Raw genomic sequence first — 21,195 nt, forward strand, 5'->3', positions numbered from 1 at the left:
CGATGGAAATACCCGGCCGATTCGCCGATTGGCGCAAAGTCGAATGTGGCAGCGTGTTGCGATGTGGTATTTCAGGGCACGACATTCCGAAACCAGTCATGCGAGGCAGTCATGTTCAACGCCATTGTGATCGACAAAGACGACAGCGGTTATCGCGCCAACCTGCAGCAGGTCAACGAAGAGCAATTGCCTGAAGGCGATGTCACCGTCGGCGTTGCGTACAGCACGCTGAACTTCAAGGATGGCCTGGCGATTACCGGCAGCAGTCCGGTGGTGCGCAAGTTTCCGATGGTGCCGGGGATCGACCTGGCGGGCACTGTAGAAGCCAGTTCGCACCCCGACTACAAGGTGGGTGATCAGGTGCTGCTCAATGGCTGGGGTGTCGGCGAGAATCACTGGGGTGGCCTCGCGCAGAAGGCGCGGCTCAATGGCGACTGGCTGATCCCATTGCCCGCAGCGTTCACGGCGGCGCAAGCCATGGCCATCGGTACGGCCGGTTATACCGCGATGCTGTGCATTCTGGCGCTCGAGCGCAATGGCGTGACGCCAGAGCAGGGTGAAGTGCTGGTGACGGGCGCCAATGGCGGCGTCGGCAGTTTTGCCATCGCACTGCTGAGCAAGCTCGGCTATCGCGTCGTCGCATCCACCGGCCGCGTTTCCGAGCATGAATATCTGCAGCAATTGGGCGCTGGCGAAATCATCGACCGCGCGACCTTGTCAGCGCCCGGCAAACCACTGGCCAAAGAGCGCTGGGCAGCGGTGATCGACTCGGTGGGCAGTCACACGCTGGCCAATGCCTGTGCCAGCACTCGCTCCGAAGGCACCGTCGCCGCGTGTGGTCTGGCGCAGGGCATGGATTTCCCGGCTTCGGTCGCCCCGTTCATTTTGCGTGGCGTGACCCTGGCCGGCATCAACAGCGTGACCCAGCCCAAGGCTCGCCGTCTGGAGGCGTGGGATCGTCTGGCCAAGGATCTGGATTTCTCGTTGTTGGCATTGATCAGCCATGAAATCGGTCTGAGTGAGGCCATTGATGCGGCGCCGAAGTTGCTCGCCGGGCAACTACGCGGACGGGTTGTGGTGGACGTCAATCGCTGATAGCTGCCGACGAGGCGAGACGTCCGCTCAGGACGTCGTCTCGCGCTCAAGCAACTGACGTTTGCGCTCGACGCCCCAGCGATAGCCCGAAAGATTGCCATCGCTGCGCACCACGCGATGGCAGGGGATCGCCACTGCCAGACGGTTGGCGCCGCAAGCCTGAGCCACCGCGCGCATGGACGTCGGCGCACCGATGCGCTGGGCAATTTCGGCGTAACTGGCCGTGTGGCCCGCCGGAATTTCCCGCAGCGCCTGCCACACACGCTCCTGAAACGCAGTGCCGCGAACGTCCAGCGGCAGATCCAGGCCAATCGCCGGAGCTTCGATAAACCCCACCACCTTGGCAATCAGTTGTTCGAAACCGGCATCGGCCCCGATCAGGTTGGCCTGGCGAAACTGATCCTGCAGATCGCACACCAGTTGATGCGGATCGTCGCCCAGCAGAATCGCGCATACGCCACGCTCGCTTTGCGCCACCAGAATCGCTCCGAGCGAGCACTGGCCAACGGCGAAGCGGATGTCGTTGTTCCTCCCGGCCGCACGATAGTCACCCGGTTTCATGCCCAGCAAGTGATCCGCTGACTCGTAGAAACGGCTGTTGGAATTGAAGCCCGCGTCGTACAGCGCATCCGTCACCGAACCGCCATCTGCCAGACGCTCACGGACTTTGCGCGAGCGATGGGCCGTTGCGTAGCCTTTGGGCGTCAGTCCCGTCGCAGCTTTGAAGACACGGTGGAAATGAAACGGACTCAGGCCGGCGGTCTCCGCCAGTTCATTCAGTGCCGGCAAGGTCTCGGCGGATTCGATAAGACGGCAGGCAATGGCGACGGTCGCGGCATGCTGCGCGGCCACATCACTCTGATCTTTGCTGGCACGCTTGCTCGGACGGTAGCCCGCGGCTTCGGCCTGTTCAGCGGTATCGAAAAACTCGACGTTCTGCGGTTTCGGCAACCGTGAGAGGCTGCTCGGACGGCAGTAGATACCAGTGGTTTTTACTGCGTAGACAAATTGCCCGTCCGCCCGTGAGTCTCGCGCAACCACAGCGGCCCAGCGTGGATCGTTTTCGGTGTTGAAGGTGGTCGAAAGCGTTTTCATGAGCGGTTATCCGTTGACCTGTTTGATTCAGGTTAACCAGCGTCGCAAGGCACAACACTCCGAGCCTTGCGGTCAAACTTTTGCAGGTTATCCGGCCACGCGAAAGGTCAGATTGATCCGCTGCTCACCCAGACGTGGATGCCGGCCCTGTTTGATCGGCAGCACACCGTGATAACGCAAGCGATCAACGCCGCCCCAGACCACCATGTCGCCATGCAGCAAGGCAATGCGCTGGCTCTTGTCGCTGCGACTGAAACCACCGAAGAGAAACATGGCCGGCAACCCGAGTGACAGCGAAACGATCGGTGCGCTGTAGGCCTTTTCGTCTTTGTCCTGATGCAATGACATCTTGGCACCGGGGATATAGCGGTTGATCAGGCAGGAATCAGCGTTGAAGTCAGTGAATCCGGCTCGCGCCGCTGCCGACTGCGCGAGTGTCGAGAATACTTGCGGCATCGCCGGCCAAGGCAAATCACTGAGCGGATCGACGCTCGAGTAACGATAACCGTGGCGATCAGTGATCCAGCCCAGAGCGCCGCAACTGCTGGTGCCCACCGACATGCTGAATCCACCCGGTGTGACCATGTGGCGCAAGGGGGCTACGGCAAGAATCGCATCCAGCGCCGGCAGGATCTGCTCGATCAGCGGCAGGGCGAAACCATGCAGCACCCATGATTGCTCGCCAATCTGTTCGGCGCGCGGGCGTTGCTCGGGTTCGTGATCGGCGAAAAGATCGAAAGTGCTCGGTTGCATGGCAGTCATGTGGCGTCGTGAAAGATGATGCCTAGGGTATGCCTTTTTCCACTGTGCAGGCGACTGACGCCATGGCGCATGGTTACCCGATAATCACCGCGCAGGCCTTTGACCGGGCGCTGATTGACAGCAAAGATCACCGCATCTCCTTTCTTCAGATCCAGCACGTGCGGCCGGGATTGCATGCGCGGGCGTTGTTCGGTGAGAACAAATTCGCCCCCGGTAAAGTCTTGACCGGGTTCTGACAGAAGAATCGCCACTTGCAGTGGAAATACCGATTCGCCGTACAAATCCTGGTGCAGGCAGTTGTAGTCCTGCGGGCCGTACTGCAATAGCAGAGGAGTCGGGCGGGTCTGACCGGCGGCATGACAGCGCTGTAGAAATTCAGCGTGATCCAGCGGAAAACGCTCGGCCAGGTTCATGCGTTCGTACCAGCGATTGGCCAACGGAACCAGGCGTGGATACAGCGCGCAGCGAAGGCGTTCTGCGGGTGTCGGCAGGGGGTAGCGAAAGTATTTGTACTCGCCGCGACCGAAACCGTGGCGGGCCATGATGACCTGCGAGCGAAACGGTTCGGTCTGCGGATACAACTCACTCAATTGATCACAGGTTTCGGCCTGCAGCAGCGAACGGATGATCGCACAGCCGTCTTGATCCAGTTGCTGCTCAAGGCTTGCCCAGTCGAGCGAATCCAGCCGGGAAGGGGACATCGACATGCTGACTCCTTGACTCATGGTCGAAGAAAGTCAGTCTAGGCAGGGTCTTGCGGCGGAACACTCCGCCGCTTGCGGTCGAATTCCTGTCGATGCTTACAGCGCTTTGCTGACGGCGATCTCGCTGATCACGTCGTCGCTCTGGCCGTGAAGGGCATCCAGAGCAGCCTTGGCTTCTTCTTCAGTGCCGTTTTCCAGTTGCGCGAACTCGAAGCGGCGTTCACCGTTGAGTTTGTACTTGATGACGTATTTGGTCGTTTGGGCCACGGTCGTGCATTCCTTTCTGGTTGGACGGTGTGTCTCAGCTGAGTTTGGTGCTGGAGCGGCGGATGATCTTGATCGAGTGAGTCAGTGTCGGCTTGCGCGTCACGCTGATCGCACGGCGGTTGACGGTGTCGATGGTGATGTTCCAGAAGCCGGTGCTCGGCGCGGTGATACGGGCCGGGAAGGTGTCGAACGCGCCGCCGTGGTAGGTGTGACGGCCGCCATTCTTGAAGCTGCGGAAGTTGGCGTCGTTCATCAGACGGATGTTGCACATTTGCGAGCATTGGATGACGACGATGTCGTCTTCGTTGAGGTGTTCGCGCTGGTGAATGAATTTCATGGGCGCCTCCAGAAGGGCTTTTTCTACAAAATCAAAACGATAGCTTGTCGATTGGGCGCAGTTTATCAGCCCGCACGGGTTATTATCTGGCCGTCGGGCGTTGGTTTGACAATTTTGAACAGATATTCGCAATCGGATGCGGGTTAAATGCAGAAGACCCCGGAGAAAAACGGCATTTGTGCTGTCGGACGGTCTTTAACGGAGGTTTTGTATGAAGTGGGGTGTGGTGTGTCTGCCGTTGGTTCTGGCTGTGGGTGGTTGCGCGAGTGTTTCCGAAATCAATGAAACGCTGCCGACCATGAGCGTAATCTCCGGCAAGAAACCCCATGAATATGCCCAGTGTCTGGCCGAAAAGCTGGCAGACAGCCGCGGCGCGCTGCAAGTCCAGCCGCACAAGGACGGGGTTCAGGTGATCGTGCCGGGGAAACTTTCCACCGGCGCAGCAGCGGTGTTTGATATCGAAGATCGCTCGGGCGGCAGCAGTATCAAGCTGCATGAGCGCATGTCGAATGTGCCGGTTCGCCCGCGTGATGTGCAACGCGCCGCCAATGCGTGTATTTCCGGCTGATAGACTGCTCGTCATCAGCACCAATGCCGTCGCAGCGATGCTGTGACGGCATTTTCATTTCTGGAGTCGCGATGAAGCGAGAACAAGTACGTGAGCGCCATGCAGAGGGCCTTATCTCTGCCACCCATGTCATCCAGAACCCGGCGAATCCGGGGGAGTGGATCGTGTTTTTCAAGAAGAGCGCCGGCCGCAGCTACTTTCTGGTGGACGATAATGACGAAGTCGAGTCGTTCGCTCGCCTCGACGATCTGATCGAAGTCGTGCGCGGACTCGGTATCAAGTTCGCCGAAATTCACATGTAAGGTTTATTTGCAGACCACCACAACGCTGCGGTTCTTGTAGTTGCCGACATCGACGCCAAGGGTTTTGTCGCTTTCTTTGGGCTGAGGCGTGCCGTCTGTGCCGACGATGCGATAACCGGTGCCTGCGCAGGACGCATCGGCTTTTTCATAGCAGGTTGCCCAAGAGTTGGCTTCGCCGGAACAATCGATCGACAGCCCCTGCTCGCCGTTGTTCAGGTACGTGGGTTGGGAGGTCGCACAGCCGGCCAGTGCCAATACCGCAATCAGTGGCAGCAATTTTTTCATGGTCATGTTCATGGTCTTCAGCGAGGGGGACTAGACGCTGTGACAGCGCCGGTGGCAAAAGGTTATAGCGTTTGGCCACTTGTTTGTAAGTGGGCACAAAAAAGCCCTGCTCAAGGGCAGGGCTCGGGCGTATCGCAACTGATCAGTCTTGATCTTTGCCACGGCGTTTCGCCGATGCCGGCGTGTCCGTGAACACGGAAGCTACATCAGTCGCCATTTGTTCGCTGTCGAAAGGCCCGGCGATGTGTTCGCCATTGGTGGTGGTCAGCGTCCACTTGCCGTCTTTCTTGTCGATCACGTACCCGTTGATGATTTTTACCGCAGCCATCTATCTGTCTCGTTCGCTGGTTCAAAGGCGCCATGATACCGGCAAATGCTGGCATTGGGGGGCGATGAGCGTATGGTAATCCGGATTGGCGACAGCTTTGAGCTACGCTGATCTGGCTGCGCCAGGATGTCGATGGAACTATCGGCGAGAATATTTCTCTATGTTGGCATCGGTTAGCCAGTGCGGGGCATTGTAAGGTGCACGCCGCCTGATTAGACTGCGCCGAAACTCGTACACACAGCCCTTTCAAGGACTTATATGATCAAGAAATGCTTGTTCCCAGCAGCCGGTTACGGTACTCGCTTCCTGCCAGCGACTAAAGCCATGCCTAAAGAAATGCTGCCGGTGGTAAACAAGCCACTGATCCAGTACGGCGTTGAAGAAGCTCTGGACGCTGGCCTGACGGAAATCTCCATCGTCACCGGTCGTGGCAAGCGTGCTCTGGAAGACCACTTCGACATCAGCTACGAGCTGGAAAACCAGATCAAAGGCACCGACAAAGAGAAATACCTGGTCGGTATCCGCAAACTGCTCGACGAGTGCTCGTTCTCCTACACCCGTCAGACCGAAATGAAAGGTCTGGGCCACGCGATCCTGACCGGTCGCCCGCTGATCGGTGACGAACCGTTCGCCGTGGTCCTGGCGGACGACCTGTGCGTCAACCTCGAAGGCGACGGCGTACTGACCCAGATGGTCAAGCTGTACAAGCAGTTCCGCTGCTCGATCATCGCCATCCAGGAAGTCGATCCGCAGGAAACCAGCAAGTACGGCGTGATCGCCGGCGAAATGATCCGCGACGACATCTACCGCGTGCACAGCATGGTCGAGAAGCCAAAGCCGGAAGACGCGCCATCGAACCTGGCAATCATCGGTCGTTACATCCTGACCCCGGACATCTTCGACCTGATCGAACAGACCGAGCCAGGCAAGGGCGGCGAAATCCAGATCACCGACGCCCTGATGAAACAAGCCCAGAACGGCTGCGTCATGGCCTACAAGTTCAAAGGCAAGCGTTTCGACTGCGGTGGCGCTGAAGGTTACATCGAAGCGACCAACTTCTGCTTCGAGAACTTCTACAAGACTGGCAAGGCTTACTAAGAGCGCTTGATTGGTCTGCAAGAAAAACCCGCTTCGGCGGGTTTTTTCATTTTACGTCCCCATATGACTGGCAGTGCTTGCCCAATGGGTGTCTGCAGGTATGCTGATCCCCTGCCGAGGAGATAGAAATGGCCTACGATTTTGACCTTTATGTGATTGGTGCCGGTTCCGGCGGTGTGCGCGCTGCGCGTTTTGCGGCTGGTTTTGGCGCGAAAGTGGCGGTGGCGGAGAGCCGTTATCTGGGCGGGACCTGTGTCAATGTCGGCTGCGTGCCGAAAAAGCTGCTGGTGTACGGCGCGCATTTCGCCGAAGACTTCGAGCAGGCGTCCGGGTTTGGCTGGAGCCTGGGCGAAGCGAATTTCGATTGGGCGACGCTGATCGCCAACAAGGATCGCGAGATCAATCGCCTCAACGGCATTTACCGTAATCTGCTAGTCAACAGTGGTGTGACCTTGCACGAGGCGCACGCGAAAATCGTTGGCCCGCATGAAGTCGAAGTGAATGGCGAGCGCTTTACTGCGAAAAATATTCTGATCGCCACCGGTGGCTGGCCGCAGATTCCGGAGATTCCGGGGCGCGAACACGCGATCGGTTCCAATGAGGCGTTCTTCCTCAAAGAGCTGCCAAAGCGTGTACTGGTGGTTGGCGGCGGTTATATCGCGGTCGAGTTTGCCGGGATTTTCCATGGTCTTGGCGCGAACACCACGCTGCTGTATCGCGGCGATCTGTTCTTGCGCGGCTTTGATGGTTCGGTGCGCAAGCATTTGCAGGAAGAGCTGACCAAGCGTGGTCTGGATCTGCAATTCAACGCCGACATTGCGCGTATCGACAAGCAGGCTGACGGTAGCTTGAAAGCCACCCTCAAGGATGGTCGTGAGCTGGAGGCGGACTGCATTTTCTACGCCACCGGCCGCCGCCCGATGCTCGACAATCTGGGGCTGGAAAACACCGACGTGCAGCTCAACGACAAAGGCTTCATCAAAGTCGACGAGCAGTACCAGACCAGCGAGCCATCGATTCTGGCGCTGGGCGATGTCATCGGTCGTGTGCAACTGACGCCTGTGGCGTTGGCCGAAGGCATGGCTGTGGCGCGACGTCTGTTCAAGCCAGAGCAATATCGTCCGGTGGATTACAAGATGATCCCGACGGCGGTGTTCAGCCTGCCGAACATCGGTACGGTCGGTTTGACGGAAGAAGAGGCGCGCGAAGCCGGTCACGATGTGGTGATCTTCGAAAGCCGTTTCCGTCCGATGAAGTTGACGCTGACTGAGTGTCAGGAAAAGACCTTGATGAAGCTGGTGGTCGACGGCAAAACCGATAAAGTCCTCGGTTGCCACATGGTCGGCCCGGACGCTGGCGAGATCGTTCAGGGTTTGGCGATTGCTTTGAAGGCTGGCGCGACCAAGCGTGACTTCGACGACACGATCGGGGTGCACCCGACGGCCGCCGAAGAATTCGTCACCATGCGTACGCCGGTCGGCGCTTAAGCGTCTTTCGGTTTGGCCGAGTCTGGCGCTGCCGCAACGGTAGCCGCCAGACGCTGGCTTTCTTCCAGGCTCGTCCGAGCCTTGTTCAATTCCTTTTCCAGTGACTGGTTGAGCAGCGTTTGCTCCTCGACGCTCTGTTTGAGGGTCTGGCTTTCCAGTGTGGCCACGCGCAGGCGTTCCTGGAGGAGGGTGCGTTCGCTGTCGACGCGGGTCGCTTGCTCCAGCAATTGGTCCTGACGCTGATTGCTCTGTTTCAGCTGATCCTGCAGCAGGCTCAGCTCACGTTGGGTGCCACGGTTTTCCGTGAGCAGGCGCTCGTTGTCGCGGTGCAGCTGCGTGATCTCGTCCTGACGAACCAGCGCACTTTGCTGCGCCTGACGCAGTTCGGCCTGAATCTGTTGCACTTGTGCTTCGTGACGGCTCTGTTCCTGCTCGCGCTGCTCTTTGCTGGCGTTGCGATAGTGCTCCAGCGCATCACGGGCGTGCAGGTGCTTTTCTTCCAGCGAGCGGATCTGCTCGTCCTTGTCCTGCAGGCGCAATTCAAAGTCGGCCAATGCCTGATTCAGTCCGGCATTGCGGGTTTGCTCAGTTTGCAGCATCGATCGGGTGTTGTTCAGGGCTTCGGACTCGCGCTCCAGCGCTGCGCCTTGAATGTCGTGCTCCTGTTCGAGCTTTTCCAGCGCCTGGCGAGTTTGTTTCAGCTCCGACTCCAGTGCTTCGCGCTGTTCCTCAAATAGTTCGCGAGCCTGTTCGATAGGCTCTTGCGCTTGTTCCTTCAGACGCTGAGCGAGGCGAGAGACAAGGGCGGTCAACTCATCATCGATCGGCTCTGCCGAGGCTTCAACCGGCTGCGCGCCGTCGTCCAGCTCTTTCAGATAGCGATGGATCGTGGTTTTCGAACCGGTGTTGCCCATTTCAATGCGTACTGCATCGATGCTCGGGTGTTCGCCACGGGCGAGGATCGCTGTGCGCGCTATCTGCACCAAGGCTTTGGTAATGCCGCCACGGGCCATATGAACTCCTACGGTTACGTACTGTGGTACATGCCACTAAAAAACGCAGTGTACCATCTCAAAAATAAAGATAAACCTTTGATAATAAAGACGCGGGATATACTGGTATTACCCAGTGTCAGGCGGCAAAATGCGTTTCTGCATCCCTGTCTCAGTACGCCAGCGAGAAAACAGCCCATGAGCGATCTGGATCGCTATCTGCAAGCCGCCACCCGCGATAACACCCGCCGCAGCTATCGCGCGGCCATCGAGCATTTCGAAGTGAAGTGGGGCGGGTTTTTGCCGGCCACAGCCGATAGCGTTGCGCGGTATCTGGTGGCGCACGCCGAAGAGCTGTCGATCAATACGTTGAAGCTGCGCTTGTCGGCGCTGGCGCAGTGGCACAACAGCCAGGGGTTTACCGATCCAACCAAGGCGCCGGTGGTGCGCAAAGTCTTCAAAGGCATACGTGCGTTGCATCCGGCGCAGGAGAAACAGGCCGAGCCGCTGCAGTTACAGGATCTGCAGCGAGTGATTGACTGGCTCGAACATGAAGTACAAGCCGCGAGAGAACAGCAGGATCGTCCGCTCTTGCTCAAGGCTTATCGTGATCGCGCACTGATTCTGCTGGGCTTCTGGCGCGGTTTTCGCAGCGACGAGTTGTGTCGCTTGCAGATCGAGCACGTGCAGGCGCACGCCGGCAAAGGCATCACCTTGTATTTGCCGCGCAGCAAGGGTGATCGGGAAAATCTCGGGCAGACCTATCAAGCCCCGGCGCTACTCAAGCTTTGCCCGGTGCAGGCCTATATCGACTGGATCACCGAAGCGGCGCTGGTGCGTGGCCCGGTTTTTCGCAGCATCGACCGCTGGGGCAATCTGAACGAGGAGGGGCTACACGCCAACAGCATCATCCCGCTGCTGCGCCAGGCTTTGCAGCGCGCCGGTATTGCTGCCGAAAACTACACCAGCCATTCCCTGCGCCGAGGCTTCGCCACGTGGGCCCATCAAAGCGGCTGGGATCTGAAATCGTTGATGAGTTACGTCGGCTGGAAGGATATGAAGTCCGCAATGCGCTATGTTGAAGCCAGCCCATTCCAGGGGATGGCTCGGATTACGGATAACCCGGCTTCGTCGTAGATATCGTTTTCTTCTATTAATACAGTCGGCTAATAGCGAAAACAAATCAGCAGCATCAGGTTTGCCAATGAGCCATCCGTCAAGTGAGTGGGTAGGATTCACCCATCGAATTCACAACCACTGACGGAGAGTCATCAATGCCTATCATCAACAGCCAAGTAAAACCGTTCAAAGCTACCGCGTTCAAAAACGGCGACTTCGTTCAAGTCTCGGACGCTGACCTGAAAGGCAAGTGGTCGGTCGTGTTCTTCTACCCAGCCGACTTCACCTTCGTTTGCCCAACCGAGCTGGAAGACCTGGCTGACAACTACGCTGCCTTCCAGAAACTGGGCGTAGAGATCTACAGTGTTTCCACCGACACCCACTTTGCCCATGCTGCCTGGCACAACACTTCGCCAGCCATCGGCAAAATCGAATACACCATGATCGGCGACCCGACCCACGCCATCTCCCGCAACTTCGACGTGCTGATCGAAGAAGCTGGTCTGGCTGACCGTGGCACCTTCGTGATCAACCCTGAAGGCCAGATCAAAATCGTTGAACTGAACGATGGCGGCGTTGGCCGTGACGCTTCCGAGCTGCTGCGCAAGATCAAGGCTGCTCAGTACGTTGCTGCTCACCCAGGCGAAGTTTGCCCAGCCAAGTGGAAAGAAGGCGAGGCCACTCTGGCGCCGTCCCTGGACCTGGTCGGCAAGATCTAAGTCTGTGACACGCAACTCAGGGCGGTACGCCGCACCTTCTTAAGTACGCTGCACCGCCCAATAAAAATGCCCGGGCGAGTTTCGCTCGGGCTTTTTTTCGCCTCAAATAAAGGAAATCGCCCGTATGTTGGACGCCAATCTTAAAGCCCAGTTGAAATCGTACCTGGAACGGGTCACCCAGCCGATCGAGATCGTTGCCTCCCTCGACGACGGTGCGAAATCCCGTGAAATGCTGGAACTGCTGAAAGACGTTGCCAGTCTTTCGAGCCAGATTACTTTGATCGACAGCGGTGACGATGCTCGCAAGCCGTCGTTCTCGATCAACCGCCCGGGCGCCGACATCAGTCTGCGTTTCGCCGGCATCCCGATGGGCCACGAATTCACTTCGCTGGTGCTGGCCTTGCTGCAAGTCGGCGGCCACCCTTCGAAAGCCAGTGTTGAAGTGATCGAGCAGATCCGCTCGCTCAAAGGCCAGTTCAGCTTCGAGACGTACTTCTCGCTGTCTTGCCAGAACTGCCCGGACGTAGTCCAGGCGCTGAACCTGATGGCCGTGCTCAACCCGAACATTCGTCACGTCGCTATTGACGGTGCGTTGTTCCAGGACGAAGTCAACGATCGCAAGATCATGGCTGTGCCGAGCATCTACCTTAACAGTGAAAACTTCGGTCAGGGCCGCATGGGCCTGGAAGAGATTCTCGCCAAACTCGACACTGGCGCCATCGAGCGTCAGGCCGAGAAAATCAGCGCCAAAGAAGCTTTTGATGTACTCGTCGTCGGTGGTGGCCCGGCCGGTGCTTCGGCAGCGATTTACGCTGCACGTAAAGGCATCCGTACCGGTGTTGCGGCTGAGCGTTTCGGCGGTCAGGTGCTCGACACCATGGCCATCGAGAACTTCATTTCCGTGCAGGAAACCGAAGGGCCAAAACTGGCGACGGCGCTGGAAGAACACGTCAAGCAATACGACGTCGACATCATGAACCTGCAGCGCGCCGACAAGCTGATCCCAGGCAAGAACGGCGAGCTGCATGAAGTCCGCTTCGCCAGCGGCGCAACCCTCAAAGCCAAGAGCGTGATTCTGGCGACCGGTGCGCGGTGGCGCGAAATGAACGTGCCGGGCGAGCAGGAATACCGTAACAAAGGCGTGGCGTACTGCCCGCACTGCGACGGTCCACTATTTAAAGGCAAGCGTGTGGCGGTCATCGGCGGTGGTAACTCCGGCGTTGAAGCGGCCATCGACCTAGCAGGTATCGTGTCGCACGTAACGCTGCTGGAGTTCGACGTACAACTGCGTGCTGACGCCGTATTGCAACGCAAACTGCACAGCCTGCCGAACGTTACCGTGATCACCAGTGCGCAAACCACTGAAGTCACCGGTAATGGCGAGAAGGTCAACGGCCTGCGTTACAAGGATCGCACCACTGACGAACTGCGCACTGTCGAGCTGGAAGGGATCTTCGTGCAGATCGGTTTGCTGCCGAACACTGACTGGCTGAAGGGCACTATCGAGCTGTCGCCGCGTGGCGAGATCATTGTCGATAACCGGGGTGAAACGTCGATCGCGGGTATCTTCGCTGCCGGCGACGTGACCACTGTTCCGTACAAGCAGATCGTGATTGCGGTGGGCGAGGGCGCCAAGGCTTCGTTGAGTGCTTTTGATCACTTGATCCGCACTTCGGCCCCGGCGTAACTGCCAGGCCTGAAATGAAAAAACCCGTGAGCGATCACGGGTTTTTTTATTGCGTGTGAAAAGCTGCCCCTCACCCCAGCCCTCTCCCGAGGGAGAGGGAGCCGACCGAGGTGTCTGGCGTTGTACATCGACCTGAAAGATCCAGTCGATTATGGATTCAACGCCAATCGTTCAAGTCGGCGTAATTCTTGAATATCCCTCAATCAGTTCCCTCTCCCGAGGGAGAGGGAGTCGATCGAGATGTCCGAAGTGGGGTGTCGATCTGTAAGATCTAATCGATTATGGATTCAGCGCCATTCGTTCAAGTCGGCGTACTTCTCCAATATCCCCCAATCAGTCCCCTCTCCCTTCGGGAGAGGGTTAGGGTGAGGGGCTTTTCAGCTTTTCAGCTTTACAGCGGCGCAGGCTGAATGATCTCGACCCAGTAACCATCCGGATCCTTGATGAACGCCAGGCTTTTCATGCGGCCATCGGTCAGACGCTTCTGGAAGTCGCAGCCCAGTTCTTCAAAGCGCGCACAGGCCGAGACAATATCCGGCACCGAAATGCAGATATGACCAAACCCACGTGGATCGGTATTGCCATTGTGATAAGCGAAATCCGCGTCATTCTCGGTGCCGTGGTTATGGGTCAGTTCGAGAATGCCTGGAATCGACTTCATCCACTCGGTGCGAGCGGCGGCGTCGGCCGGGATCTGCGCCTTGTCGACCAATGCTAGGAAGTACAGACTGAACTCGGCTTCCGCGAAGTCACGCTTCTCGACCAGCGAGAAACCCAGTACGCGGGTGTAGAAATCCAGAGATTTGGTGATGTCTTTGACGCGTAACATGGTGTGGTTGAAGACGAAGTTACGGGTTGCGCTGTCTGGGGTGGCGGTTACGCCGGGGAAAGTGTTGAGTTCGTGCAGGCTCATGGGCCCTCCAATAACTATGGGCGAGTGAATGGGCGCAATGATACGCATGCCTGCCGGCATCGCCAAATGAAAGGGCAGACTTGCCCTGCGTGCGGGTGAGGCTCAGACTTTACGGCTCAATCTGCGAGTGTGTCCGGCAATGATCCGACTGTTCAAATTCCTGTTTGTGTTTTTTGCGTGTTCTGGCGCTGTCAGTGCATCAGCGGGTGAGCCGAGCATTACCTGGCCGGCCGGTTGGCAAGTCGAGGTGCTACCTGAAACGACTGCGCAGGTTTCCCGTCAGCGTGCGGTCAAAAACGACGTCGATGGCAATCAGGTGATGGTCATGGAATTGACCATGACGCAGGTGGAAAGTGGGCATCAGGTCAACTTGCAAGGCGTGCTGCTGGAAATGCGCAAGTCGATCCAGAAGGACTTCTTCCAGGGCGGCTACCAAAGTGTCTGCAACAAAGTGCATCCGGCCACGCTGGGTACGTTATCGGCGCTGGAAACCACTTGCACGATCACCGAGAACGGTCGACATGTGTTGTCGCAAACCCTGGTAGCTGCGGTCGAGGCGGAAAAGGCTTATGTGCTTTCTTACGCTGGGCAGGCAGAGGTTTATAAGGCTAGCGCCGACGAGATAGTGGCGGTGAGAAACAGCTTGAAACTTTAAGTCACTGTACTCTTCGTGGGATGGTTAGATACCCGAAGGCATTAAGCACAAAGTTTAACGTTGACCCTGAATCGCAACATTGCGCATCAAAATGTTTGAGTATGTGGCTCAGTAACGTTACAGAAAAATCGCAACTTGTTCGATGAAAATCATTTCATTTGTTAGATATTGTCAATAAAAAAGCCCTGCATGATGCAGGGCTTTGTTGTTGGCGCTGGATTAACCGCGCAACCAGGAATCAACGGTGGCTGCACCGTATTGTTCCTTCCACGCTTTCAGGCCGCGGTGGTTGCCGCCCTTGGTTTCGATCAGTTCACCGGTGTGCGGGTTCTGGTAGACCTTGACCACGCGAGCGCGGCGGGTTTTAGGTGCTGCAGAGGTCTGCAGACCGGATTTTGCCGGGTTCGGATCGAGAATGGCGATGATGTCTTTCAGGCCTTTGCCGTAGTTTTTCATCAGCCCCTGGAGCTTTTCTTCGAATTCGATTTCTTTCTTCAGCCCGGCATCGTTCTTCAGCGATTCCAGTTGCTTGAGCTGTTCCTGAAGGGCCTTTTCAGCTGCGCGAAATTCAGCGAGTCTGGACAATATCTTTACTCCAATAGTGTGTTTGGCTGATACCAACCGCAAACAAAGCTATAAGCCAAGAGCCTTGAAGCGACTCGGTGATAAATGGCTCACCTGCCAATTTTGCTCAGGTTGAAAAAATTGTAGTAGTTAATGCGCCAAGAGTAAATCCTGATGTTGTCTTCATGTAACAACAGCGGTCTTTTGTATCAATTTGGTGCGTCTGATCGGTACGCTCGTCTTAATCAGGCTTAGTTAATGGTGAGTTAATGCGCTGATGAAATCCGCAGCCGGCATCGGTTTGCCGAACAGGTAGCCTTGCAGGAAGTTGACGTGATGCGCTGTCAGATAATCGGCTTGCGCCTGAGTTTCGACACCTTCGGCAACAATACCCAAATCAAGCTTGGCCGACAGTTCGATAATGGTGTCGAGAATGTGCCGGGACAGCGCATCGATGCCGATCATGGCGACGAAACTCTGATCTATCTTGAGAAAGTCGACATTGAATTTGCGCAAGTAGCCGAGGCTCGAGTGGCCGGTGCCGAAGTCGTCAATCGCGATCTTCACGTCCAGTGCATGCAATTGCTCGAACAGTTGCCGGGTGATGTCGGTCGGTTCGATCAACTCCCGCTCGGTCAGCTCCAGCACCAGGCTGATGCTGTCGGGCGCGAACGCGGCGAGAAACGCCCGGCAGTCCTCAACCAGTTCGAGATCCTTGCAGTGGCTCGCAGTAATATTGATGCCGATATGAAACGGCGGGGTGAAGGTTGCTGACAGTGGCCCCAGCAGCGTCGCGGTCTGTTGCATCAGGGCGCGGGTCATCGGCACGATCAGGCCCGAATGCTCGGCGAACGGGATAAACAGATCCGGGCGCACCAGCCCTTCTTTGGGGTGTGTCCAGCGCATCAACACTTCGGCCCCCGACCATTTCTTGCTGTCACCATGCACCACGGGCTGGAAGTAAGGGATGAATTCGCCGGCCTCAAGCGCGCGGAGCATCTCGTGGCTCGGCGACGTAGAGCGCTTTTGCAAGACATGTCCTATGGCACCGGACACCACGCCAAAAAAGATCAACAGACTGAACAGCGGCGGATATTTATCGGCCATGTAGCGCCAGGTTTCGCCCTCGGGAAAACCGGCGGAGACACTGAACGCGTACCGCGAAGAATCCAGTGTGTGCTGGGCTATCGGCAACGCGGGCAGGGCACCAGTGTGTACTTTGCCGTCGGCCGCCAGCCAGTTGTCGCCCACTTGCAGCACCAGCAACATGTGCCGGCCGATCAGACGCAACATGTTGCTTAGATGGTAACCGTCGAGTGTCGTCAGGGCGCCGCCACGACCTTCGCTGAGCCGATAGACCAACAGGGCGGTGTTGGGTGTCACCGGGTTGCCATTCATCAGCCACAACTTGCCCTGGTTATAGTCGCCCGCGTTGACGGCTTCCTTGAAGTCGCCAAACAACGAGCTGCAATAGAGGTTGTCGTCCCACACCAGATTGGTCGAGCGCACGAACGGGCGGCGGGTCACTTGCTCGCGCAAGGCGAGTTTGACGTTCTCACAAGTCTGGCCGGCCAGTGGCAGCAATTCATGAGCGGCTTGAGCAGTGTTGTCGAGCATTAACTCGAATTGGCGCAACGCCTCTTCGGCAGTCTGTCGTGAACCTTGCTCCAGCGTGCGTTCGGCCTGCATGTAAAGAATCGCGCTGCCCAGCAGCACCGGAAGCAAACCGCTGAGCAGGGTGAAGACGATGCGGGTGCTGCGCTTGCGGCGGGGTCTGACGGTCAACGGCATGGGCGCATCCTGTCGCGGTGGAGTGGGGCTCTCGAATGCAGGCCGGATTACGGCGCGCCGCTGAAAAACACATCAGCCAGAGGGGAGGATAGATGGCCGAAGGCGCTCGCGCCGCTCATCAGTGCTTCATCCGCGTTGCCAGCTCGATAAAGGCCAGAGTAGCGGGTGACGCCTGACGCTGATCGAGGACGGCAAGTCCGACCTGACGCTGCACGGCGGGCAACAACGGCCTCTTCACGTAGCGCGGCGTTGCTTCCTCCGGCAATGAACCTTCGGCAACAATCGTGATGGCGTCACCACGGCTGACCGTGTCGAGAGTGCTGAGCAGTTGCGAACAGCGATAGCGAATGTTCGGTTGCAAACGCGCGGCCGTGAACAGCCGCGATACCAGTTCCGAAGAACCAGCCTCAGTAAGCACGAAAGGTGCGTCGCACAGATCCTTGAGACTCAACGCCGACCGCGCTGCCAGGGGATGATCCAAAGGGAGCAGGGCAACCATCTGATCTTCGAGCAAGGCAAACGTGTCGAAGCGCTCCTCTGGCAGCACCACAAAACCGATGTCGATCCGCCGCTCTTCCAGCCATTGAATCACTTGTCGATCCGGCCCTTCATCGATGTGCACTTCGATGCCCGGATGCGCCTCGCGATATTGCCGCAGAATATCGGGCAGCAGCTTGATCGACGAAGTCGGGCCGAACGAGCCGATGCGCAAGGTACCGCTTTTCATGCCGCGTGCATCAGCGGCTTCCTGGCGCAAGGTGTTGGCCAGCCCGAGCATGGCGCGGGCGCGTAGCAGCAATTGCTCACCGATATCACTGAGTTCCACGGACGACTGATGCCGGCGCAGCAATTCGACGCCGAGTTCCTGTTCCAGCGACTTCATCGCGTGGGACACCGCCGACTGCGAAATCCCCAACCGATGGGCCGCGAGGGTGAAACCGCGCAGTTCGGCGACCAGCGAGAAGATCTCCAGCTGCGTGAGGGTCATGAGTATTTGCTCATTTTACGATGACAGAGAATGAGATGAATGATACGGCATTCCTCAAGTTCCTGAATCTGGAGCGTCATGCGCAACGTCGACCAGCTGCACACAACATCATCCGACATCCCCGTTTACCTGAGTCTGGCGGCGGTCACCATGATCTGGGGCGGGACCTTTGTCGCTGGACGTTTCCTTGCGGGCAGCCTGACTCCGATGTTCGCCGCCAGCCTGCGCTTCCTGCTCGCCAGTGCGGCGTTGCTCGGCTTCCTGTGGCTGGCGCGGATCCCTTTGGCGCGGCCGACTCCACGACAATGGCTGCATCTGGCACTGCTGGGGTTCTTCGGGATCTTCTTCTATAACCTGTGCTTTTTTTACGGCCTGCAATATATCAACGCGTCGCGGGCTTCGTTGATTGTGGCGTTGAACCCGGCGGTGATTGGTCTTGTCTCGTGGTGGTTGTTGAAGGAACGTCTGGGTCGGGTGAAAACCGCCGGCATCGCGATCTGCATAGTCGGCGCTGGCCTGGTGATCATCAGTCGCAATCCGCAATTACTGGCTGCAACGCCGCATGCGTGGATCGGTGATCTGTTGATTCTTGGCTGTGTGCTGGGCTGGGGCGTTTATTCGTTGTTTTCCCGTGATTTGAATCGGACGTTGGGGCCGGTGCAGACCGTGACGTACTCGATCCTGATCGGCACAGTCATGTTGTGCGCTCTGGCGGCGGTACGTGGCGAGCTGAGCTGGCAGACGCTGAATAATCTGGGCCTGGCGCAATGGCTGAGCCTGCTGTACCTCGGCGTCCTGGGCTCGGCGCTGGCCTACATCGGCTATTACGACGGCATCCGCAAGATCGGCGCGACACGCAGCGGAGTGTTTATCGCGCTCAATCCGTTGACGGCGGTGATCCTTGGCGCGCTGCTGCTGGGCGAACAATTGACAGCGGCCATGTACCTGGGTGGCGCGCTGATCCTGAGTGGCATTTACCTGTGCAACAAACCCCTTGCACCGGGCGCAAAAAAGCGGATTTTATAGGGAGGGCAGACAAGCCTATTTACGCTGTGTAGAATCGGGTTACGCATACAATAATAATCGTCTTCTGGCAGCAGAAGCCTCGCCCGCAAGAGCCTTGGGTCGACAATGAAGATATTCGGGTTTCAACTGATCTACGGTGACTTCCTCGCCCGCAGTGTGCGTGGCATCTCCTGCGCGCCACCCACCGACCTCGCATGACTGACAAATAACCCTGGTTAATTGATAAGAAATGATGAGGCGCCACCATGGCAGATTTATACGAAAACCCAATGGGCCTGATGGGCTTTGAATTCATCGAGCTCGCATCGCCGGTGCCGGGAACCCTGGAGCCGATCTTCGAGATCATGGGCTTCACCAAAGTCGCCACCCACCGCTCGAAGAACGTGCACCTGTACCGTCAGGGCGCGATCAACCTGATCCTCAACAACGAACCCAACAGCGTCGCTTCGTACTTCGCGGCTGAGCACGGCCCGTCCGTTTGCGGCATGGCGTTCCGCGTCAAGGATTCGCAGAAAGCCTATAACCGCGCACTGGAACTCGGCGCCCAGCCGATCCATATCGAAACCGGCCCGATGGAGCTGAACCTGCCGGCGATCAAAGGCATTGGCGGCGCGCCGCTGTACCTGATCGACCGTTTCGGCGAAGGCAGCTCGATCTACGACATCGACTTCGTGTTTATCGAAGGCGTTGATCGCAATCCGGTCGGTGCCGGCCTGAAGATCATCGACCACCTGACGCACAACGTGTATCGCGGTCGCATGGCCTACTGGGCGAACTTCTACGAGAAGCTGTTCAACTTCCGCGAGATCCGTTACTTCGACATCAAGGGCGAATACACCGGCCTGACCTCGAAAGCGATGACCGCACCGGACGGCATGATCCGCATCCCGCTGAACGAAGAGTCGTCCAAAGGCGCGGGCCAGATCGAAGAGTTCCTGATGCAGTTCAACGGCGAGGGCATCCAGCACGTTGCGTTCCTCACCGACGACCTGATCAAGACCTGGGATCAGTTGAAGAAGATCGGCATGCGCTTCATGACCGCGCCGCCGGACACCTATTACGAAATGCTCGAAGGCCGTCTGCCTAACCATGGCGAGCCGGTGGATCAACTGCAATCACGTGGCATCCTGCTCGACGGCGCCTCGGAGCAGGGCGACAAGCGTCTGCTGCTGCAGATCTTCTCGGAAACCCTGATGGGCCCGGTGTTCTTCGAGTTCATCCAGCGTAAAGGCGATGATGGTTTCGGCGAAGGTAACTTCAAGGCTCTGTTCGAGTCGATCGAGCGTGATCAGGTGCGTCGCGGTGTACTTGCTACCGAGTAATCGGCCACTGAAATGAAAAAATCCCGGCCTGCAGAGATGCAGGGCCGGGATTTTTTTCAAGATCAAAAGATCGCAGCCTGCGGCAGCTCCTACAGGAAAAACGCATTCCAAATGTAGGAGCTGCCGCAGGCTGCGATCTTTTGCTTTTAAGGGCGGCGTTGCCGCGTCAGGTGTTTGAAGCCTTCGAAGACCAGCACCACAACCGCCAGCCAGATCGGAATATAGGTCAGCCATTCACTGGACTTGATGCTCTCACCGAGCAGCAACGCCACGCCGAGCAGCAACACCGGCTCAACATAACTCAACAAACCAAACAGGCTGAATGGCAGCAAGCGACTGGCAATGATGTACACCACCAGTGCCGACGCGCTGATCAGGCCGAGCAGCGGAATCAGCCACATCAGCCCCGGGTACTGATCAAACACGCCAAAGCCTTGCTCGCCACCCTGCACAAACCACCAGGCGACCGGCAGCATCAGTGTCATGTCGATCCACAAGCCGCCGAGGTTGTCGGTCTTCAGGTATTTACGCAGGACGAAGTACAGCGGATAGCCGACGACCACCACCAGTGTCGCCCAGGAAAACCCGCCGACCTGGTACAGCTCGTTCAACACACCCAGAATCGCGAAGAACACCGCAACCTTTTGCAAATACGACAGGCTCTCGCCGTAGGCAATTCGCCCGGTCAGGACCATCGCCAGTGGCAGCAGAAAGTAGCCCAGCGACACGTCGAGGCTGTAGCCATTGAGCGGCGCCCACATGAACAGCCACAGTTGCACGCCGAGCAGGGCGGCCGAGACGATCAACCCGGCGACCAGTTTTGGCTGTGCCGCCACCATCCGAATCAGCTCCAGCACCCGCCGCCATTCTCCGGACACCAGCATGAACACGGTCATGCACGGTACGGTCAGCAGCATCCGCCAGCCAAAGATCTCCACGCCACTCAACGGTGTGAGCAACGAGGTGTAGTAATACATGACGGCAAACAGCACCGAGGCTGAAACCGATAGAGCGATACCTTTAGACAAACTGTCCTCGCGGGTTGATGGTCAAACGGGGCGCGAAGGATACGTGGTTTTTGTGCTGAATAT

The 21,195-nt window shown here is 57.6% G+C and carries 24 protein-coding genes; 11 read left to right on the plus strand and 13 right to left on the minus strand.

The window, feature by feature from the left end:
* Positions 1 to 111: 111 nt before the first annotated feature.
* Positions 112 to 1,095, plus strand: coding sequence for an MDR family oxidoreductase (locus F8N44_RS18355; protein ID WP_150651279.1), 984 nt, complete (start codon positions 112 to 114; stop codon positions 1,093 to 1,095).
* Positions 1,096 to 1,122: 27 nt separating this feature from the next.
* Here the strand turns inward: F8N44_RS18355 and ada are convergent, their stop codons facing one another.
* The 5 genes from ada to F8N44_RS18375 all read right to left on the minus strand — a co-directional run bounded on the left by ada (position 1,123) and on the right by F8N44_RS18375 (position 4,260).
* On the minus strand, positions 1,123 to 2,190 hold the full coding sequence (gene ada / locus F8N44_RS18360) for a bifunctional DNA-binding transcriptional regulator/O6-methylguanine-DNA methyltransferase Ada (protein WP_150651280.1): 1,068 nt from the start codon (positions 2,188 to 2,190) through the stop codon (positions 1,123 to 1,125).
* Positions 2,191 to 2,277: 87 nt separating this feature from the next.
* Entirely contained in the window at positions 2,278 to 2,943 is a 666-nt protein-coding gene (gene alkB, locus F8N44_RS18365; protein WP_150651341.1) for a DNA oxidative demethylase AlkB, read from the minus strand.
* Positions 2,944 to 2,948: 5 nt separating this feature from the next.
* The gene (locus tag F8N44_RS18370) at positions 2,949 to 3,659 is read right to left on the minus strand and encodes a 2OG-Fe(II) oxygenase (protein WP_150651281.1); all 711 of its coding nucleotides are present in this window, start codon (positions 3,657 to 3,659) and stop codon (positions 2,949 to 2,951) included.
* Positions 3,660 to 3,752: 93 nt separating this feature from the next.
* Positions 3,753 to 3,923 (minus strand): hypothetical protein, encoded by a 171-nt coding sequence (locus tag F8N44_RS31380; RefSeq protein ID WP_191630917.1) that lies wholly within the window; start codon positions 3,921 to 3,923, stop codon positions 3,753 to 3,755.
* Between the two features lie 34 nt (positions 3,924 to 3,957).
* Complete coding sequence (locus F8N44_RS18375; RefSeq protein WP_007912251.1) at positions 3,958 to 4,260, minus strand: DUF1883 domain-containing protein; 303 nt, start codon at positions 4,258 to 4,260, stop codon at positions 3,958 to 3,960.
* 211 nt (positions 4,261 to 4,471) lie between these two features.
* Between F8N44_RS18375 and F8N44_RS18380 the strand changes: the two genes are divergently transcribed.
* Positions 4,472 to 4,828: a hypothetical protein gene (locus tag F8N44_RS18380; protein ID WP_150651282.1), complete on the plus strand. Its 357-nt coding sequence runs from the start codon at positions 4,472 to 4,474 to the stop codon at positions 4,826 to 4,828.
* Between the two features lie 71 nt (positions 4,829 to 4,899).
* The gene (locus F8N44_RS18385; RefSeq protein ID WP_127927182.1) at positions 4,900 to 5,130 is read left to right on the plus strand and encodes a hypothetical protein; all 231 of its coding nucleotides are present in this window, start codon (positions 4,900 to 4,902) and stop codon (positions 5,128 to 5,130) included.
* Positions 5,131 to 5,133: 3 nt separating this feature from the next.
* Here the strand turns inward: F8N44_RS18385 and F8N44_RS18390 are convergent, their stop codons facing one another.
* Positions 5,134 to 5,415, minus strand: coding sequence for a hypothetical protein (locus F8N44_RS18390; RefSeq protein WP_191630920.1), 282 nt, complete (start codon positions 5,413 to 5,415; stop codon positions 5,134 to 5,136).
* 142 nt (positions 5,416 to 5,557) lie between these two features.
* A complete protein-coding gene (locus F8N44_RS18395; protein WP_007912238.1) occupies positions 5,558 to 5,743 on the minus strand; it encodes a hypothetical protein in 186 nt (61 codons plus the stop codon).
* 258 nt (positions 5,744 to 6,001) lie between these two features.
* Between F8N44_RS18395 and galU the strand changes: the two genes are divergently transcribed.
* On the plus strand, positions 6,002 to 6,841 hold the full coding sequence (gene galU, locus F8N44_RS18400) for a UTP--glucose-1-phosphate uridylyltransferase GalU (RefSeq protein ID WP_007912230.1): 840 nt from the start codon (positions 6,002 to 6,004) through the stop codon (positions 6,839 to 6,841).
* A 128-nt stretch (positions 6,842 to 6,969) separates the two neighbouring features.
* Positions 6,970 to 8,328, plus strand: coding sequence for a glutathione-disulfide reductase (gene gorA / locus F8N44_RS18405; protein ID WP_150651284.1), 1,359 nt, complete (start codon positions 6,970 to 6,972; stop codon positions 8,326 to 8,328).
* Here gorA and F8N44_RS18410 read toward each other — a convergent pair.
* Positions 8,325 to 9,341: a DNA-binding protein gene (locus F8N44_RS18410; RefSeq protein WP_150651285.1), complete on the minus strand. Its 1,017-nt coding sequence runs from the start codon at positions 9,339 to 9,341 to the stop codon at positions 8,325 to 8,327. The two genes, gorA and F8N44_RS18410, sit on opposite strands and share 4 nt — an antisense overlap.
* A gap of 177 nt (positions 9,342 to 9,518) precedes the next feature.
* Between F8N44_RS18410 and F8N44_RS18415 the strand changes: the two genes are divergently transcribed.
* The 3 genes from F8N44_RS18415 to ahpF all read left to right on the plus strand — a co-directional run bounded on the left by F8N44_RS18415 (position 9,519) and on the right by ahpF (position 12,845).
* Positions 9,519 to 10,457, plus strand: a complete 939-nt coding sequence (locus tag F8N44_RS18415; RefSeq protein ID WP_150651286.1) for a site-specific integrase — start codon at positions 9,519 to 9,521, stop codon at positions 10,455 to 10,457.
* A gap of 137 nt (positions 10,458 to 10,594) precedes the next feature.
* Complete coding sequence (ahpC, locus tag F8N44_RS18420) at positions 10,595 to 11,158, plus strand: alkyl hydroperoxide reductase subunit C (RefSeq protein ID WP_034154256.1); 564 nt, start codon at positions 10,595 to 10,597, stop codon at positions 11,156 to 11,158.
* Between the two features lie 124 nt (positions 11,159 to 11,282).
* Positions 11,283 to 12,845 carry an alkyl hydroperoxide reductase subunit F gene (gene ahpF, locus F8N44_RS18425; RefSeq protein WP_150651287.1) on the plus strand — a complete coding sequence of 521 codons (1,563 nt, stop codon included), beginning with the start codon at positions 11,283 to 11,285 and terminating at the stop codon, positions 12,843 to 12,845.
* Positions 12,846 to 13,236: 391 nt separating this feature from the next.
* Here the strand turns inward: ahpF and gloA are convergent, their stop codons facing one another.
* Positions 13,237 to 13,758, minus strand: coding sequence for a lactoylglutathione lyase (gene gloA / locus F8N44_RS18430; protein WP_150651288.1), 522 nt, complete (start codon positions 13,756 to 13,758; stop codon positions 13,237 to 13,239).
* A 139-nt stretch (positions 13,759 to 13,897) separates the two neighbouring features.
* On the opposite strand from gloA, the gene F8N44_RS18435 reads away from it, so the two are divergent.
* A complete protein-coding gene (locus F8N44_RS18435) occupies positions 13,898 to 14,413 on the plus strand; it encodes a DUF4946 domain-containing protein (RefSeq protein WP_150651289.1) in 516 nt (171 codons plus the stop codon).
* Between the two features lie 219 nt (positions 14,414 to 14,632).
* On the opposite strand, the gene F8N44_RS18440 is transcribed toward F8N44_RS18435, so the two are convergent.
* The 3 genes from F8N44_RS18440 to F8N44_RS18450 all read right to left on the minus strand — a co-directional run bounded on the left by F8N44_RS18440 (position 14,633) and on the right by F8N44_RS18450 (position 17,756).
* Complete coding sequence (locus F8N44_RS18440; protein WP_150651290.1) at positions 14,633 to 14,998, minus strand: histone-like nucleoid-structuring protein, MvaT/MvaU family; 366 nt, start codon at positions 14,996 to 14,998, stop codon at positions 14,633 to 14,635.
* Between the two features lie 234 nt (positions 14,999 to 15,232).
* Entirely contained in the window at positions 15,233 to 16,768 is a 1,536-nt protein-coding gene (locus tag F8N44_RS18445; RefSeq protein WP_150651291.1) for a cyclic diguanylate phosphodiesterase, read from the minus strand.
* Between the two features lie 118 nt (positions 16,769 to 16,886).
* Positions 16,887 to 17,756 carry a LysR family transcriptional regulator gene (locus F8N44_RS18450; protein ID WP_150651292.1) on the minus strand — a complete coding sequence of 290 codons (870 nt, stop codon included), beginning with the start codon at positions 17,754 to 17,756 and terminating at the stop codon, positions 16,887 to 16,889.
* 78 nt (positions 17,757 to 17,834) lie between these two features.
* On the opposite strand from F8N44_RS18450, the gene F8N44_RS18455 reads away from it, so the two are divergent.
* Both F8N44_RS18455 and hppD read left to right on the plus strand, forming a co-directional pair.
* Positions 17,835 to 18,782, plus strand: a complete 948-nt coding sequence (locus tag F8N44_RS18455; RefSeq protein ID WP_150651293.1) for a DMT family transporter — start codon at positions 17,835 to 17,837, stop codon at positions 18,780 to 18,782.
* A 245-nt stretch (positions 18,783 to 19,027) separates the two neighbouring features.
* Positions 19,028 to 20,104: a 4-hydroxyphenylpyruvate dioxygenase gene (hppD, locus tag F8N44_RS18460; protein ID WP_007912211.1), complete on the plus strand. Its 1,077-nt coding sequence runs from the start codon at positions 19,028 to 19,030 to the stop codon at positions 20,102 to 20,104.
* Positions 20,105 to 20,250: 146 nt separating this feature from the next.
* Here hppD and rarD read toward each other — a convergent pair whose 3' ends face one another.
* Positions 20,251 to 21,132: an EamA family transporter RarD gene (rarD, locus tag F8N44_RS18465; protein WP_150651294.1), complete on the minus strand. Its 882-nt coding sequence runs from the start codon at positions 21,130 to 21,132 to the stop codon at positions 20,251 to 20,253.
* Positions 21,133 to 21,195: the final 63 nt, after the last annotated feature.

It is taken from the genome of Pseudomonas fluorescens (genome assembly GCF_902497745.1).
In the GTDB taxonomy this organism is placed as follows: Bacteria; Pseudomonadota; Gammaproteobacteria; order Pseudomonadales; family Pseudomonadaceae; genus Aquipseudomonas; species Aquipseudomonas fluorescens_BM.